The sequence below is a fragment of the Comamonas testosteroni genome (genome assembly GCF_014076415.1).
Taxonomy (GTDB): domain Bacteria; phylum Pseudomonadota; class Gammaproteobacteria; order Burkholderiales; family Burkholderiaceae_C; genus Comamonas; species Comamonas testosteroni_F.
Window position 1 is genome coordinate 2922837 of sequence record NZ_CP043568.1, and the last position, 15253, is coordinate 2938089.

Genomic DNA, 15253 nt, shown 5'->3' on the forward strand with positions numbered 1-15253 from the left:
TGCTTACTTCACCTGGAATGTGACGTTGCCATTGATAGGGTGTGTGTCTGACGACACTGCACGCCAATCCACGCGATAGGCACCGGGTTGAAGCGTCTGAGCGGGAGTAATGACCATGGTTTTGCCATCGCTAGCGCCAGAGACGCTTGCGCTGACCTTCATTGCGCCGTGGTTCGGCATTCCGGGCATCCCCGTCATGATCAAGTTCGCTGCCGAGAACTGAGGAACCAGCGTTTCCGAGAACTTCAACTCAATCGTGGCAGGTGCCGCGACCTGCGACTTATCCGCAGGAGAGGAGGAAACTAACGAAGGATGTGCAAATGCTGCGGAAGCGAACAGTGTTGCGGCAATTGGCGCGATGAACTTAGCGACCAGGTTTGAGCGGTTCATGAGAGACTCCTATCTAAGTGTGATGGTGGTTTGAAAACAGATGTCGAATCTAGGTCTGTAGAGTTGGCGCTCCCAAGGACGCGCCAACTAGGAAGGGGACATTGGTCTGGCTAGAACCAGAAGCGGACACCGGCCACCCAACGTGTTTGCTGAGCACGGCCACCGTCGGCACGAACGAGATCAGCGGTTCGCCCGAAACTTCCCGCACGTTCCACTCCGATATATGGAGCGAACTGACGGCTGAACTCGTAGCGCAGTCGCAGGCCCGCAGATGCTTCGGCTAGGCCCTTGCCGATATGCCGCTCTGGATCATCCTTGCCGTAAAACTGCATTTCAGCTCTTGGCTCAAGGATCAGGCGCTGAGTCAGCAATAGTTCGTAGCTTGCATTTAGGCGAAGCGCAGTTCTGCCGCCACTGCCAACATAGGCTGTGGCCTCCAGCTCGAACCAGTAAGGGGCCAGGCCCTGCACACCAAATGCCAGCCATTGACGGCTAGGTCCCACGCCGTTGTCTAAGCGCAGACCCAACTGTGTATCCCAATAGGTTGTGGCAGCACGGCTCCAAAGCAGTTCGGTGCGAGACTCTTCGAGCTTTCCTTTGGCGACGTCACCTTCTGCCTTCAAGACAGCTTTGTTGTATGAGGTCCCGTACCATGCTTGCAAGTCATAGGCCGTTGAATCATCACCTCTGCGTGAAAAACGGCGTTCCAGGGTCTCACCACGCAGCGAGGCAAAGGTATGCTCGTCCGCAAGCATCAAGCGCGGGACGCCAGGCACCGCGTAATCGCCCGATCCCAAGGTCAACCCATTGGAATACCCATGTGGGTCGCGAGCATCTGGAGGTGCGGATCCCCCTTGCATCTGCATGCTGCCGTGATCCATCGCAGGGCCGCTTGCAGCGCTGCCAGTCATAGCACCATGACCTGCATGTGGATCAGCTGCAGTTGTGGCAGGGCTTGCCGGTGCTTCCATTTGCATATTCGCTTGGCCATGCGATGAATGGTCGCTTTGCGCCTGGGCCGCAATACTCACCAGAGCGAGGAGCGCAGTGGACAATGCACGAATAGGGAGTGCTTTGGACATTTTTGATCTTCCTTGTGAGGTTTGTTCAAGACACTACGACTTCGCGGAACATGCCTGCATCCATGTGGAACATCAGGTGGCAATGCCATGCCCAGCGCCCCAGAGCATCTGCCGTCACCAAGAAGCTGATGCGTTGTGCAGGCTGTACTGGCAAGGTGTGTCGACGGGCGAGGAATCGACCATCAGGGCTCTCCAGTTCACTCCACATCCCATGCAAGTGCATAGGGTGAGTCATCATCGTGTCGTTGTGCAGGATGACTCGCAAACGCTCGCCGTGACGGAAGTGAACAGGCGTTGATTGCCCGAACTCCAATCCATCAAGAGACCAGGAATATCGCTCCATATTCCCCGTCAGGTGCAACTCCACCTCTCGTCCAGGACCGCGCGAGTCCATCGGACCTGAAGGTGTATGCAGATCTGCCAAGGTCAGCACCCGTCTGCCGTTATTGCGCAGACCGATACCGGGATCGTCAAGATTGGTGCGGGCCATATCGACTCGCATATCTGTTCTTGCGCCATATTCAGTGCGAGCATGGCGTGCGGTGGTGCTGGGCACTGCCAAGCTCCCAGCAGGCTTGACATGCTGACTATGGTCCATCGCCATACCACCGTGATTCATGCCGGCCATCGCACCATGATCCATGCCGGCCATTGCCCCCGACATACCAGCCATCCCGGCCATACCCGTCATCCCAGACATGCCGGTCATCCCAGACATGCCGGTCATCCCAGACATGCCGGTCATCCCAGACATGCCGGTCATGTCCATGTCGGCTCCAGAACTGCCATGGCTCATGGCGCCCATCATGTCGCTCATACCCAGCCATTCGACGGGATCGAGTGCGGGGACTGGAGCCTGCAGGCCTTCGCGCACTGCTAACGTAGCGCGTGCGTAGCCTGTTCGGTCCATCGACTGGGCAAAAATCGTATAGGCGTCATCACGTGGCTCGACAATCACGTCTATGGTTTCGCCAGGGCCGAATCGGAATTCATCGACAGTCACAGGCTCTACGTCGACACCGTCAACATGAACCACCGTGAGCTTCAGGCCCGGTATACGTACGTCATAGAAGGTATTGCCCGCGCCGTTGACCATGCGCAGCCGGACACGCTCGCCCGGACGGAAAAGAGCAGTCCAATTGCCTGCAGGTGTGACGCCATTTGCGAGGTAGGTCAGGGTCGCAGAAGAGAGGTCGGCTAAATCCGTTGGATTCATGCGCATCTCGTTCCACATCTTGCGCTTGTCTAATGCCGCTGACACGCCATCACGCGATGCATCACGGAAGAAATCAAAGACCGTGGGCTGGTTGTAATTGTAGTAGTCGCCCTGAACCTTGAGCTTTGCGAAAACGCGCATGGGGTCTTCGTCAGTCCAGTCAGAGAAGAGCACGACATGATCACGATCTGCACGGATAGTCTCAGGTCCTGCGGGATCAATGATGATCGCTCCATACATGCCGGTGAGTTCCTGCATGCCTGAATGTGAGTGATACCAGTAGGAACCGCTTTGCTGAACCTTGAAACGGTAGGTAAACGTCTCTCCAGGAGGAATGCCCGCAAAGCTGATGCCTGGAACTCCGTCCATCTGGTAGGGCAAGATAATGCCGTGCCAATGAATAGAAGTGGCCTCGCGCAGCTTGTTCGTGACGCGAATCGTCACCGTCTCCCCCTCTCGCCAGCGCAGGGTTGGTGCAGGAAGCGATCCATTGATCGTTGTCGCCATCCCTGGCTTGCCCGTAAAGTTCACGGCGGACTCGGCGATCACCAAATCGAACTCGTTACCCTTCAGCACCGGAGCGGCCCCGCGGACTGTGGAGCTCTGCTGTGCGAATGCCATGAGCGACTGCGTTGACAGGCCCGCCAGAACGCCTCCTGCGGCCAGCCCCTGAACGAAGCGCCGACGAGAGAACCCTTGAGTGGGAGTGACAAAAAATGGCGAATGACGCGGCATAAGGTGAAATCCTCCAGAGCTTCCAAGAAATTCGTTTTCGGCGACGCTTGCCTGATGCAATGAGCGCTCGATATGTTCAGTATGCTAGGGCGTGCTGAATTTCGGAGGAGTGACTCATTCATTACATTCATGTAATGCTCGCGTCATGTTTGGTGCGACGGAGGGCTTCTATCCAGAAATGCCTTCGATGCAGTCAAAAGGTTCACTCTGCTAGCCACGCTTGATGACTTCCCAGGAAGGAACAACGAGGCAGTGTTGGCCTTTCTATCGCCAGGATTTCAGGAACATTACATTTTTCTTATCTTCATGTCAGAGGGCTTCAAACTCGGCACACTCTTGATCGTCCACTGCAGCGGAGCGAGTACATGAGGATTTTGATTGTTGAAGATGAGCCTAAAACAGGTGAGTACCTGCGCCAGGGATTGACCGAGGCTGGCTACATTGCTGACCTCGTCCCAAATGGCTCAGACGGCTTACATCTGGCTTTGCAAGGGGAGTACTCCTTGGTGATCTTGGATGTTATGCTGCCGGGCCTCAATGGTTGGCAGGTGCTCCAGTCTTTGCGTGATCGAGGACTACATATGCCGGTCCTGTTTCTTACTGCACGGGACCATGTCGAGGACCGTGTCAAAGGACTAGAGCTCGGCGCTGATGATTACCTGGTAAAGCCGTTTTCTTTCGCAGAACTACTCGCCAGAGTTCGCATCATTCTTAGACGTGGACATCCGGCCAACGAAGGTACTACTCTGACTGTTGCAGATCTCGAGCTAGACCTGCTGCGTCGTCGCGTATCTCGCAATGGCAAACGTGTTGACCTCACAGCCAAAGAGTTCGGACTCTTAGAGTTGCTGATGCGCCGACATGGTGAAGTGCTGCCACGTTCATTGATCGCATCGCAGGTATGGGACATGAATTTCGACAGCGACACCAACGTCATTGAGGTGGCCATGCGCCGTCTGCGAGCCAAAATTGACGAAGGCCACTCGATCAAACTGATCCAGACCGTACGGGGAATGGGCTATGTGCTTGATGTCCCCGAGGAGGAATAGGTGCAGCGTCTCACTCGCAAGGTAAAGCTTTCTTTAACGAGTCGCTTGGCCCTCTGTTTCACGGTTGTTGCGGCAGCCGTAGTGCTAGGTTTAGGCGGCCTATTCCTAGTCGTTACAGAAGAGCATTTCGTGGAATTGGACCGAATGACGCTTCAGGACAAGCGCCATTTGATCGAGAAAATTCTCCAGAACACGAAGTCGGTCGATGATGCTCGTTGGCGTTTAAATGAGGCACTGAACTATCACGAGGATCTTCAAGTCCAGGTGAAAGATGCCCAAGGAGAAACCGTATTTCAATCGCCCGCATCCGGCTTTGCAGTGCCGGATCGCAACTCGGCTTCTATCGACAAGGAAGGATCGTTTGGGGTGTGGCGGCATGCAGACGCAGAATTCCACATCTTGAGCTTTGAGACGCTACCGGCCTACGCACCGTCACCATTAAAGGTACTGATCGCAGCAGACACCAAGCATCACATTCAATTCCTCAACGGAATTCGCACAAGCTTTGCCATTTATGTGATCGCAGCAATTTTGCTGTGCTCACTTCTGTCTTGGCTCGCCGCTCGACAAGGGCTGGCACCGCTGCGAGAGATGAAATCACGTGCGGCCGTTGTGACGGGACAGAAGATGAGTGAACGCATGCCGGTCCAGGCTGTACCCGTAGAAATGGCCGATTTGGCGCATGAGCTCAATCGCATGCTGGATCGGTTGCAGGACGATTTTCAGCGACTGACAGATTTCGCGTCTGATCTGGCCCATGAACTACGCACGCCCATCAGCAACCTGTTGACGCAGACTCAGGTTGTGCTGGCATCCAAGCGTGACGCCGCGACATACCGAGACATTCTTGCCTCTAATGCCGAAGAGTTTCAGCGTTTGGCTCGTATGGTGTCAGACATGCTTTTTCTGGCCAAAACTGAACGGGGCGTAAGCCTGCCGCGCAAGGAGCAATTTTCGGCACAGCAAGAATCGTATGCATTGCTGGAGTTCTACGAGGCTGTCGCTGAAGAAAAGCAAATTCATTTGAAGTTAAAAGGCGATGGACTCGTTGATGGTGATCGACTGATGTTCCATCGTGCTGTGAGTAATTTGCTATCTAATGCTTTGCGCTACACGCCGCATGCAGGCATGGTCACCATCGACATTGAGACCGCAGCTTCCTGGACACTTGTCACTGTGGAAAATACAGGGCAGGACATTGATCCCAAAGTCCTGCCCAGGTTATTTGACCGCTTCTACCGAGCTGACCCTTCCAGGGCTCATCCGGACTCAGACGGTAGCGGATTGGGTTTGGCCATCACCCGAGCAATTGCCGAAGCTCATGGAGGCTCCATTACCGCCACTTCAGCCGATGGACGAACTCGCTTCACCTTGAAATTCCCCACTCCGCAGCCGACTTCCTAAGCAGATCAGAAAACAGGCTTTTCTTGAAAGCAAGAAGACACTATCCGCAGCAAGATGTCTTTGCTGAAGTTGAGCCGCAGCATTTCGTCTGCGGCTTCTCAGCATTTGCCTGCTCGGCTTCGGCTAACGCCAATAATTCTGGAGTGTATCCAGCGGTCTGGATGGCCAACATGTAGTCGGCGTCGCTCAGATCGCCAGAGACTTGCACCGTTTTATCTCGCGCATTCACTCCGATCTTTGCTTCATCATCGATCGCCAAAATGGAGCGCTGAATCCGCGCGGCACAGGCACCACATTTCATGTCATTGATGCGAAAAATAGCCATTACGTACTCCTTTAAAGCTTGTGGCTAAAGTTTCATCCTTCACATGATGTGAATGTCAAGTATCTGTCTGCACATGCACTGGAGCACGCTGTGTACGTCAACTACGTTGGTCTTCGCTTTTCGCTTTGGGTTTATTGGTATGCAGATTTGGGGTAAGAGCTGCCGCGAAAAAGCTGACAACAATGTCACCGGACAGACCTGATTTTGTTGGGCTCCGACTCCTAAGATCAACCCATCTTCTCCTCACCTTGATCAAGGTCCAGGAGATGTGTTCATCAACTGTCTTAGGAGCCAACCATGTCTCAAAACCGCATCTCCATTTCCTCCGTACTCGCAAGCGTTGCTGCCGTTGTCACCCTGGCTCTTCCTGGAATGGCCTCTGCAGCCTACGAGCATCCAGCCAACAATGAACAAGGCGTGATCGTGCATCCGCAGCACTTTGAAAGCCAGAAAACCCGAGCTCAAGTCAAGGCAGAGACTGAAGCCGCCATGAAGCAGGGCCGCCTTTCTTACGGTGAAAGCAATTTCCCACGTGGAACTCCCGAGACAGGATCGAGCAAAACCCGCGAGCAAGTGATCAACGAAATGCGTAATGAAACGCCAACTGAGCGAGATGCTCGCCTCCAATCATTTGCAGGCTGATCTCCATCAAAGACGCATGCATCGCGGATGCAGCTCTTTCCTGCATTTTTGTTCCGATCTACCGCAGAGGCCTCAAGCAACAGAGGCCTCTGCATGTAGAACATCAGCTTGAGCGAACTACAAATTTCCCGGAAGAATTTCGGCCCAGATGATCGCAATCATCACTTAGGCGGGCGACACTGGGTTCAACGATGCGCGGACTCACCGAGGCGGATATCGCTACCGAGCATCACATTGCATGTTTCCTCATCCATTAACTTGAGGATGGGACAGGACACCGCCTTCTTCAGAACTGAGTTGTGCATACGGTGTCGCGCTTCCTTCAGACACAGCTGTAGCGTTTGCTCCTAGGATGCGAGTTAACCACTGGCTTGCCGAAGATCTGTAGCATTTAAAGATCGGTAGCAACGTATGGCCTTCACCGCGTACCCCTGGTAGATTGACTACACTAACTGCTGCCATGCTACGAAGTCGCATTCACCGCCTATCCACCGCAGTCCTTGTGGTGCTTTCGCTGCTGTTCGCACAGCTGGCGTTGGCGGGTTACGTCTGCCCACAGGAGGAAGGCGTTGATGCAATGACGGCCAGGATGGAGGCCGGCATACCATGCGAAGGTATGGACCAACAGCAACCGGTTCTGTGTCATCAGTACACCAATGCCCCGGATGTGACCTTCGAAGCAGTCAAACTGCCCGTGGCGTCATTACCTGCCATCGTGCAGGTGTTGGAGCTGCCGCTAGTGCTCGAATTTGATGCTGCACTTGCAGTGTCCTGGCCCATCACCTTGGAGGTTCGACCGCCTCCGGACCCTCTTTTTCTCTCTACTCTCAGACTCAGAGTCTGATCACTCCGTCGACTGACTGGTGCTGGCGTGGCTTGTCCATACGCCGGCAATGCCCTCGTTCGTCCACGGAGTTTCCATGTCCCCTATTTTTTTGCGAGCAGCCTCCTTGGCTGCCGTATTTCTGCCGGCCGTTGCTGCTGCAGAATCGATTTCATTCGACCAGGCAATAAGCTTGGCCGTCCAACGCTCCGAAGCAGCCCGCGCAGCCCAGGCGGCGATGCAAGGCTCTGTCCATTCCATACAGGCTGCGGGTCAGTTGCCAGATCCCATGCTGCGGGCCGGCATCGACAATTTGCCGGTTACCGGCTCAGACCGCTTCAGCGGTACCCGTGAGTCCATGACGATGAAGCGCATCGGTATCAGCCAAGAGTGGCTCTCCGCCGATAAACGAGCCGCACGCGAAGGTGCGGCTCGTGCACGGGCCGACCGCGATGCCGTACAAAAAGACATTGCCGAAGCCGAGGCTCGCCTGCAGGTCAGCATGGCGTATGTCGATGCTTGGTTCGCCACTGAAGCACTCAAGCTAACCACACAAACCGAGCATCACTTGCACGAGGAGCTGAATGCGGCAAAAAGCCGCATAGCAGCTGCCACAGGCAACAGCGCAGAAGCGTTGCAGCTCCTATCCGCCAAAGGGATTGCAGAGGATGAAAGCGAAGAGGTTCGCCAACAACAGTCTGCAGCCATGGTCAGTCTGCAACGCTGGATCGGCATTCTTCCCGATGCCCTCAACAAGCCACCTGCCTTCCCTGCTCCCGAGGAATGGGACTACGTGGCGAGATATCCAGCCGTCGCAGGCTTAAAAAGCGACGTCGAAATTGCTCGCCAGAGTGCAAACGTCGCAGCCAAGGAGCGCTCTCCCAACTGGACCTGGGAAGTGTCCTACGGCCAGCGCACTGGCTATTCCGATTTGGTTTCAGTCGGCGTCAGCATCCCGCTCCAAATCGCACCAAGCCAGCGCCAAGACCGCGAAACCTCGGCCAAGCTGGCCATGGTCGACAAAGCAGAGGCTGACCTGACGGAGGGAATGCGCGCAGCCATGGCCGATTACCGCACCTTGACTAGCGACGCCGCGCGCCTGCAGCAGCGTATCGAGAGATACCAAGGCTCCGTAGTGACTCCGGCCAGACAGCGCACTTCCGCCGCCCTGGCCGCCTACCGCTCAAATCAATTGGCCCTGACCGCCGTGTTTGAGGCACGACATGCCGAGGTCGAAGCTCAGAGAAAACTCCTCGCACTGCAGCGTGATTTGGTACGTACGCAGGCCCAACTAAACCTCAAACCCATCGCTCAGGGAGGTGCCCAATGAAGCGCACAGCACTGGTCACTTCATTGGTTACGGCAGGCGTACTGCTGGCAGCCGGTGGCTTCTTTATTGGCCGCTTGACCTCCGAAGGCGCTGCCCCCCAGGCCGTAGCCGCCTCGGAATCCAAGGCTCCCACAGGCGAGCGCAAGGTCCTCTACTGGCATGACCCCATGGTGCCGGGACCACGCTTTGACAAACCGGGCAAGTCGCCATTCATGGACATGCAATTGGTGCCCGTCTATGCGGACGATGCCAATGACACAGGTGTCAAAGTCAGTCCAACGGTGCAGCAGAACCTCGGCATTCGGACCGCGACGGTCAAGCGAGCCGACATCGGCGCGTCGTTCGACGCCGTTGGAACGGTGCAGTTCGATGAGCGTCTGAGTGTCGCCGTTCAGACCCGTGTTGCCGGTTATGTCGAGCATTTGGCTGTGCGCGCTCCCATGGAGCAGGTTCGCAAAGGTCAGGCTTTGGCCACCATTTTTGCGCCCGAGTGGCTGGGGCCACAAAACGAACTGCTCGCACTCAAGCGTTCAGGTGTACCTCAGGAGCTTATTACGGCAACCCGTGAGCGCATGCGCGCCATGTCCATCCCCGCAGAACTGGTACGCAAGAGTGAGGAAACCGGGGTCGCCCAAGCTCGCTATACCTTGCAGGCTCCGGTAAATGGCGTGGTGACGGAACTTGGTGTGCGAGATGGAGCCCAGGTGTCACCTGGCCTTACGTTGTTCCGTATCTCCGGCCTAGAGAAGGTCTGGGCCGTGGCTGAAGTGCCGGAAGCACAAGCCGTACGTCTGACGCGTGGCCAGAAGGTCAAGGCCGTTCTGCAAGCCGATGCATCCCAAACCTTCGAAGGCGAGTTGAAGGAAATCCTGCCACAGGTCAACGCCAGCACACGCACCCTGCAAGCGCGATTCGAGGTCGTTAACCGCAGCGGCAAACTGATACCCGGGTTGCTGCTGCGCCTGCAGGTCGGCGACGCTCCAGCCTCGCGCCTAGTCCTGCCTTCCGAAGCCGTCATCCGTACCGGCACCCGTGCATTGGTCATCGTCCGCAAGGAGTCTGGCAACTTCGAGCCTCGGGAAATCAAACTTGGCGAGGACTTGGGTGATCAATTGGAGGTGCTGCAAGGCTTGCGCGAAGGCGAAGAGGTGATTGCCAGCGGCCAATTCCTAGTGGACTCGGAAGCGCGGCTCAAGTCAGCTCTGGGAGCCATGGAGGCCGGGCAATCCCAGCCTGTGCCCGCTACGGCCACCGAAGCCCCCGACATCTTCCGCGCCGAGGGCAAGGTGGAAAGCATGGATGACGACGGGATCACGATCTCGCATGGCCCTGTGCCGGCTCTCAAGTGGCCCGCCATGACAATGAGCTTTGGCAAGGCCGACTCGATGACGCTCACGGGCTTGAAGCCAGGAGATCTGGTGCGCTTCGAGTTCCGAAAAGGCGGGCCCATGGATTGGGAAGTCATCTCCGTGCAGAAAAGCGGCAGCGCCGCTGGAACCACCGGAGGCGCCAAGTGATTGCTGCTCTGATCCGTTGGTCCATCACCAACCGCTTTCTAGTGCTGATTGCCACCGCGTTCCTCGTGGCGGTAGGCATCTGGTCGGCATCTCGCACCCCGGTCGATGCATTGCCGGACCTCAGCGACGTACAGGTGATCGTTCGCACCACCTACCCAGGCAAGCCGCCCCAGGTGGTGGAGGACCTCGTGACCTACCCGCTGACCACAACCATGCTGAGCGTACCTGGGGCTAAAACCGTCCGAGGCTATTCGTTCTTTGGCGACTCCTTCGTCTATATCCTGTTTGACGACAAGACCGATCCATACTGGGCACGGTCACGGGTGGTGGAGTATCTGAACCAGGTGCAAAGCCGCTTACCAGTAGGTGCGACAGCCGCGCTAGGCCCGGATGCCACTGGTGTGGGCTGGGTCTACGAGTACGCGCTGGTCGACCGCAGCGGCCATAACGATATTGGACAGCTGAGAGCCCTCAACGACTGGTTTCTGAAATTCGAGCTGAAAACCGTTCCGGATGTGGCGGAAGTCGCCAGCATCGGCGGCATGGTCCGCCAATACCAGGTGGTGCTCGACCCGGACCGCATGCGAACGCTCGCCATCACACAGTCCATGGTCGTGCAGGCCCTGCAGAAGGCCAATCAGTCGTCTGGCGGCTCGGTAGTGGAAATGGCCGAGACCGAGTACATGGTGCGCTCGCGCGGATTCCTTCAATCACTGGAGGACTTCCGTACCATCCCGATCACCCTCAGCGGAGCGACACCCGTGCTGCTGAGAGATGTGGCCATAGTCCAGATAGGCCCGGAAATGCGACGGGGCATCGCCGAACTAGATGGTGAGGGTGAAGTCACGGGAGGGGTAGTAGTCATGCGCTCCGGCAAGAATGCCCGAGCCACTATCGAAGCCGTCAAAGCCAGGCTGGAGACGCTCAAACCCAGTCTGCCCAAAGGCGTTGAGGTGGTGGAAACCTATGACCGCTCCAAACTCATTGATCGTGCAGTCGACAACCTGCGTGTCAAGCTTCTGGAGGAGTTCGCCGTCGTCGCCGTCGTCTGTGCCATCTTCCTATTCCACCTGCGCTCCGCGCTGGTGGCAGTTGTAACACTGCCTATTGGGGTGCTAGCGGCTTTTGGCGTGATGCACTGGCAAGGCGTGAGCGCGAACATTCTCTCGTTGGGCGGTGTGGCCATTGCTCTAGGGGCTATGGTCGATGCCTCGGTGGTCCTGGTCGAAGCTGCGCACAAGCATCTGGAGCACTTTGAAGAACGACATGGACGCCCATCGTCCGTGGCCGAGCGCTGGGAACTGATCGCGCAATCAGCCGTGGAGGTCGGTCCTGCGCTGTTCTTCTCGCTGCTGGTCATCACGCTGTCGTTCCTGCCCGTGTTCACCCTGGAGGCCCAGGAAGGACGGCTGTTCTCGCCACTGGCCTTCACCAAGACCTATGCGATGGCGGCTGCTGCTGGCTTGTCGGTGACTCTGGTTCCAGTGCTGATGGGATACCTCATTCGAGGACGCATTCCAAAGGAAACTGCGAACCCTATCAACAGAAGCCTTATCGCCATTTACCGGCCTGCTTTGGAGTTGGTTTTGCGTTTTCCTAAGTTCACGCTGCTGGCAGCGACGTTGGCCCTGGCCATCACCGCAATTCCGGTCATGCGGCTGGGCGGTGAGTTCATGCCGCCGCTGGACGAAGGCGATCTGTTGTACATGCCCTCGGCGTTACCTGGTATTTCGGTCTCAAAGGCCGCAGAGTTGTTGCAACAGACAGACCGGCTTATCAAAACAGTGCCCGAGGTTCAGCGTGTGTTCGGCAAGGCGGGACGGGCAGATACTGCGACCGATCCTGCGCCGCTGGAGATGTTCGAGACCACGATCCAGTTCAAGCCACGTGAGCAATGGCGTCCTGGCATGACCCCGGAGAAGCTGGTTGAAGAACTGGACCGGGTGGTCAAGGTTCCGGGTCTATCAAACGTGTGGGTGCCCCCGATCCGCAACCGCATCGACATGCTGGCCACCGGCATCAAGAGCCCCGTCGGCATCAAGGTCGCCGGACCAGACCTCGCCACCATCGACAAGCTCGCGGCACAGATTGAATCCGCCGTGCGCGGAGTGCCTGGTGTTTCTTCCGCGTTAGCCGAACGCTTGACAGGGGGCCGGTACATTGACGTGGATGTGGACCGACAAGCCGCTGCGCGGTTCGGACTTTCTGTGGCAGACGTGCAGGCGGTCATATCCACAGCCATCGGTGGTGAGAATGTCGGAGAAGTCATTCAGGGTCGAGAGCGTTTTCCAGTGAACGTCCGCTACCCGCGCGAAATCCGCGATTCGCTGGAACGCCTGCGCAAGCTGCCTTTCGTGACAGACAAGGGTGCCACTGTGCTCCTGCAGGACGTTGCCAAGATCGTCATCGCAGAAGGCCCACCCATGATCCGCAGCGAAAACGCAAGGCTCTCGGGCTGGGTCTATGTCGATGTACGTGGCCGGGACTTGCGCTCCGTCGTCCATGACATGCAAGCCATTGTTGCCAAGCAGGTGGCCATGCCTGCCGGCTATGCCTTGTCGTGGTCTGGCCAGTTCGAGTACTTGGAGCGGGCTACGGAACGCCTGAAAGTCGTCGTACCACTCACTCTGGCTGTCATCTTCATGCTGCTCTACGTCCTGTTTCGCAGTGCAGGCGATGCCGCATTGGTCATGGCAGCAGTTCCATTCTCGCTTGTCGGTGGATTCTGGTTCATCTGGGCGCTCGGTCACGCGGTGTCGGTGGCCTCTGCCGTGGGGTTCATTGCCCTGGCCGGCGTTGCCGCCGAGTTTGGCGTCGTGATGCTGGTCTACCTGCAGAACGCCTGGAGACAGCATCTAGCCTCAGGCGAGCCGGACAATGAAGAAACGTTGCTGGCTGCCATTCGCGAGGGAGCCGTCATGCGCGTGCGGCCAAAGGCCATGACCGTGGCTGTAGTCATGGCGGGTCTGCTTCCTATTCTGGTCGGACATGGCACGGGCTCGGAAGTCATGACCCGCATCGCCGCACCGATGGTCGGCGGTATGGTCACGGCCCCCCTCCTAAGCATGCTGGTCATCCCAGCTGCCTGGTACTTGATCCATCGCAGGCGTCCATCAACTGGGCGCCACGCTCCAAACCAGACCCCTCCCGCAATCGAAGCTTCCAAACCGCATTTTTGAAAGACAGACTCATGAAGGCAAACCACATTCTTGCCACAGTTCTCGCTCTGGTCGCGTTCGCGGTAGTCCACGCCCAGGACTTGAAAATGCAGATGGCGCCTGGAACTGGAGCCTCTGCAGCCACCATGCCCCTCGTTGATGGCGAAGTCCGCAAGATCGACGTCCAAAAGAACCTTATCGTCTTGCGTCATGGAGATATCCCGAACCTGGCTATGCCCGCCATGACCATGGGGTTTGAGGTGGCCGACAAAAAGATGCTCGACGGCCTGCAGGTCGGTGACAAGGTGAAGTTCCAGGCCAAGGTCATCAAGGGTAAGGCCATAGTTACGGAATTGAAACCGAGCCGCTAATAAAAAATAGACTGCCCTACCCATGACAGTCTATTTTCTGAAAAGCCTCGTTTATACCGCAAGACACAGCAGATACGCTGCATTGCCACAAATTGGAAGAATGGCGCTACACATGCTGATTTGCTGACAGTGCAGCGGGTAGTGCTTTGAGACAATGGCTCTGCGATATTCAAAAGCTCAGGCGCGTAGAAAACGCGGAAATGCTACCGATTCAGCCTCAACGGGACAAGACTACCAACGCACATAGCGCTCGAAATTCGCGCCACGTGGATGGTGCTGATCCGCCATGGCACGAATATCCTCATGCAAGATAGAGACATAGTGTGCAGTCGTCTCTTGACGCTCATGACCCAGCAGTAACTGGATAGTGTGAAGAGACGCTTTTCCCTGGTGCAGATGCGACGCAAAGGCGTGTCGCAATGCATGGGGTGTCAAGCGAAGGCCGCATTCGCGGCCGTAACGGCTGACCATTCTGCGCAACTGGTAGTAACGGTAGTCTGGATAGCGTCCGCTACTAACAAACAGTTTGGATGTGGATCTTTTGCCATGGCCTCCGGCTGCAAGGATCGCTTGTCGCGCCGCTTTGTATTGAGCAAGCCAATACCTAGCATGTTCTCCAACGACAACCAAACGCTCTTTGCTCCCCTTTCCCCATATCTGCATGGGCTTGCCGCTGGCGGGGACCTGATCGAGCGTGATGTTCAGCAGCTCTCCTGCACGTAGTCCAGATCCATAAAGCAGCTCCAAAGCTGCGCGATCTCGCATGCCGTTGGCAGTTTTCGTGTCCGGTAGCTCCATCAGCTTAGCGATCGCGTTACTCGATGGTGGGCGACGTGGGCGGCGCAAGCCTCCGCGCAGTGGTAGCAGCGCGCGGTGAACGCCAAGGTCCACGATGCCGGACTCTTTCGCCCAACGGTACAGCCGCTGCAGCATCCATTGTTTGAGTCGTAGCGCCGACACTGATCTGGTGTCTTTCCAGCTAAGTAGGAATACCTGCAAGTCGTCGACCGTAGCATGTTCCCAAGAGCGGCCGGTCGCTTCAAACAGCCATGCGTTGAAAGCTCGCAACTGGATCTGGAGCACCTGAAGAGTGCTATCTGCCAGGCCCTCTTGAAAAAATAGATCGGTTAGAAAATCTCCAAAACGGAAATCCCAGCCGGCGGGAACATCCATCGTGCCGGCAACAAGCAAATTATTCATTCATCTACCCG

At 56.7% G+C, this 15253-nt stretch carries 12 protein-coding genes; 7 read left to right on the plus strand and 5 right to left on the minus strand.

The features are described from left to right. Positions 1-3 precede the first annotated feature (3 nt). The 3 genes from copC to F0P97_RS13265 form a co-directional block, all read right to left on the minus strand. Positions 4-390 (minus strand): copper homeostasis periplasmic binding protein CopC, encoded by a 387-nt coding sequence (gene copC / locus F0P97_RS13255; RefSeq protein ID WP_003078546.1) that lies wholly within the window; start codon positions 388-390, stop codon positions 4-6. Positions 391-500: 110 nt separating this feature from the next. Further along, a complete protein-coding gene (locus tag F0P97_RS13260) occupies positions 501-1472 on the minus strand; it encodes a copper resistance protein B (RefSeq protein ID WP_003055078.1) in 972 nt (323 codons plus the stop codon). 25 nt (positions 1473-1497) lie between these two features. Continuing rightward, entirely contained in the window at positions 1498-3423 is a 1926-nt protein-coding gene (locus tag F0P97_RS13265; RefSeq protein WP_087863794.1) for a copper resistance system multicopper oxidase, read from the minus strand. A gap of 365 nt (positions 3424-3788) precedes the next feature. Between F0P97_RS13265 and F0P97_RS13270 the strand changes: the two genes are divergently transcribed. Then, the gene (locus F0P97_RS13270; RefSeq protein ID WP_003062229.1) at positions 3789-4472 is read left to right on the plus strand and encodes a heavy metal response regulator transcription factor; all 684 of its coding nucleotides are present in this window, start codon (positions 3789-3791) and stop codon (positions 4470-4472) included. Then, positions 4473-5876, plus strand: coding sequence for a heavy metal sensor histidine kinase (locus tag F0P97_RS13275; protein ID WP_003081341.1), 1404 nt, complete (start codon positions 4473-4475; stop codon positions 5874-5876). A 40-nt stretch (positions 5877-5916) separates the two neighbouring features. Here F0P97_RS13275 and F0P97_RS13280 read toward each other — a convergent pair whose 3' ends face one another. After that, positions 5917-6201, minus strand: coding sequence for a heavy-metal-associated domain-containing protein (locus F0P97_RS13280; RefSeq protein WP_003055071.1), 285 nt, complete (start codon positions 6199-6201; stop codon positions 5917-5919). A 297-nt stretch (positions 6202-6498) separates the two neighbouring features. On the opposite strand from F0P97_RS13280, the gene F0P97_RS13285 reads away from it, so the two are divergent. The 5 genes from F0P97_RS13285 to F0P97_RS13305 all read left to right on the plus strand — a co-directional run bounded on the left by F0P97_RS13285 (position 6499) and on the right by F0P97_RS13305 (position 14042). Next, on the plus strand, positions 6499-6843 hold the full coding sequence (locus tag F0P97_RS13285; protein ID WP_182287047.1) for a DUF4148 domain-containing protein: 345 nt from the start codon (positions 6499-6501) through the stop codon (positions 6841-6843). Between the two features lie 920 nt (positions 6844-7763). Then, complete coding sequence (locus F0P97_RS13290; protein WP_003080381.1) at positions 7764-8996, plus strand: TolC family protein; 1233 nt, start codon at positions 7764-7766, stop codon at positions 8994-8996. After that, positions 8993-10513: an efflux RND transporter periplasmic adaptor subunit gene (locus F0P97_RS13295; protein WP_003080380.1), complete on the plus strand. Its 1521-nt coding sequence runs from the start codon at positions 8993-8995 to the stop codon at positions 10511-10513. The genes F0P97_RS13290 and F0P97_RS13295 overlap by 4 nt, the downstream gene beginning before the upstream one ends. Next, entirely contained in the window at positions 10510-13692 is a 3183-nt protein-coding gene (locus F0P97_RS13300) for an efflux RND transporter permease subunit (protein WP_034359533.1), read from the plus strand. Before F0P97_RS13295 ends, F0P97_RS13300 begins: the two co-directional genes overlap by 4 nt. An 11-nt stretch (positions 13693-13703) precedes the next feature. Beyond that, entirely contained in the window at positions 13704-14042 is a 339-nt protein-coding gene (locus F0P97_RS13305) for a copper-binding protein (protein WP_003075106.1), read from the plus strand. A 231-nt stretch (positions 14043-14273) separates the two neighbouring features. Here F0P97_RS13305 and F0P97_RS13310 read toward each other — a convergent pair whose 3' ends face one another. Continuing rightward, entirely contained in the window at positions 14274-15242 is a 969-nt protein-coding gene (locus tag F0P97_RS13310; protein ID WP_232538231.1) for a tyrosine-type recombinase/integrase, read from the minus strand. Positions 15243-15253 lie beyond the last annotated feature (11 nt).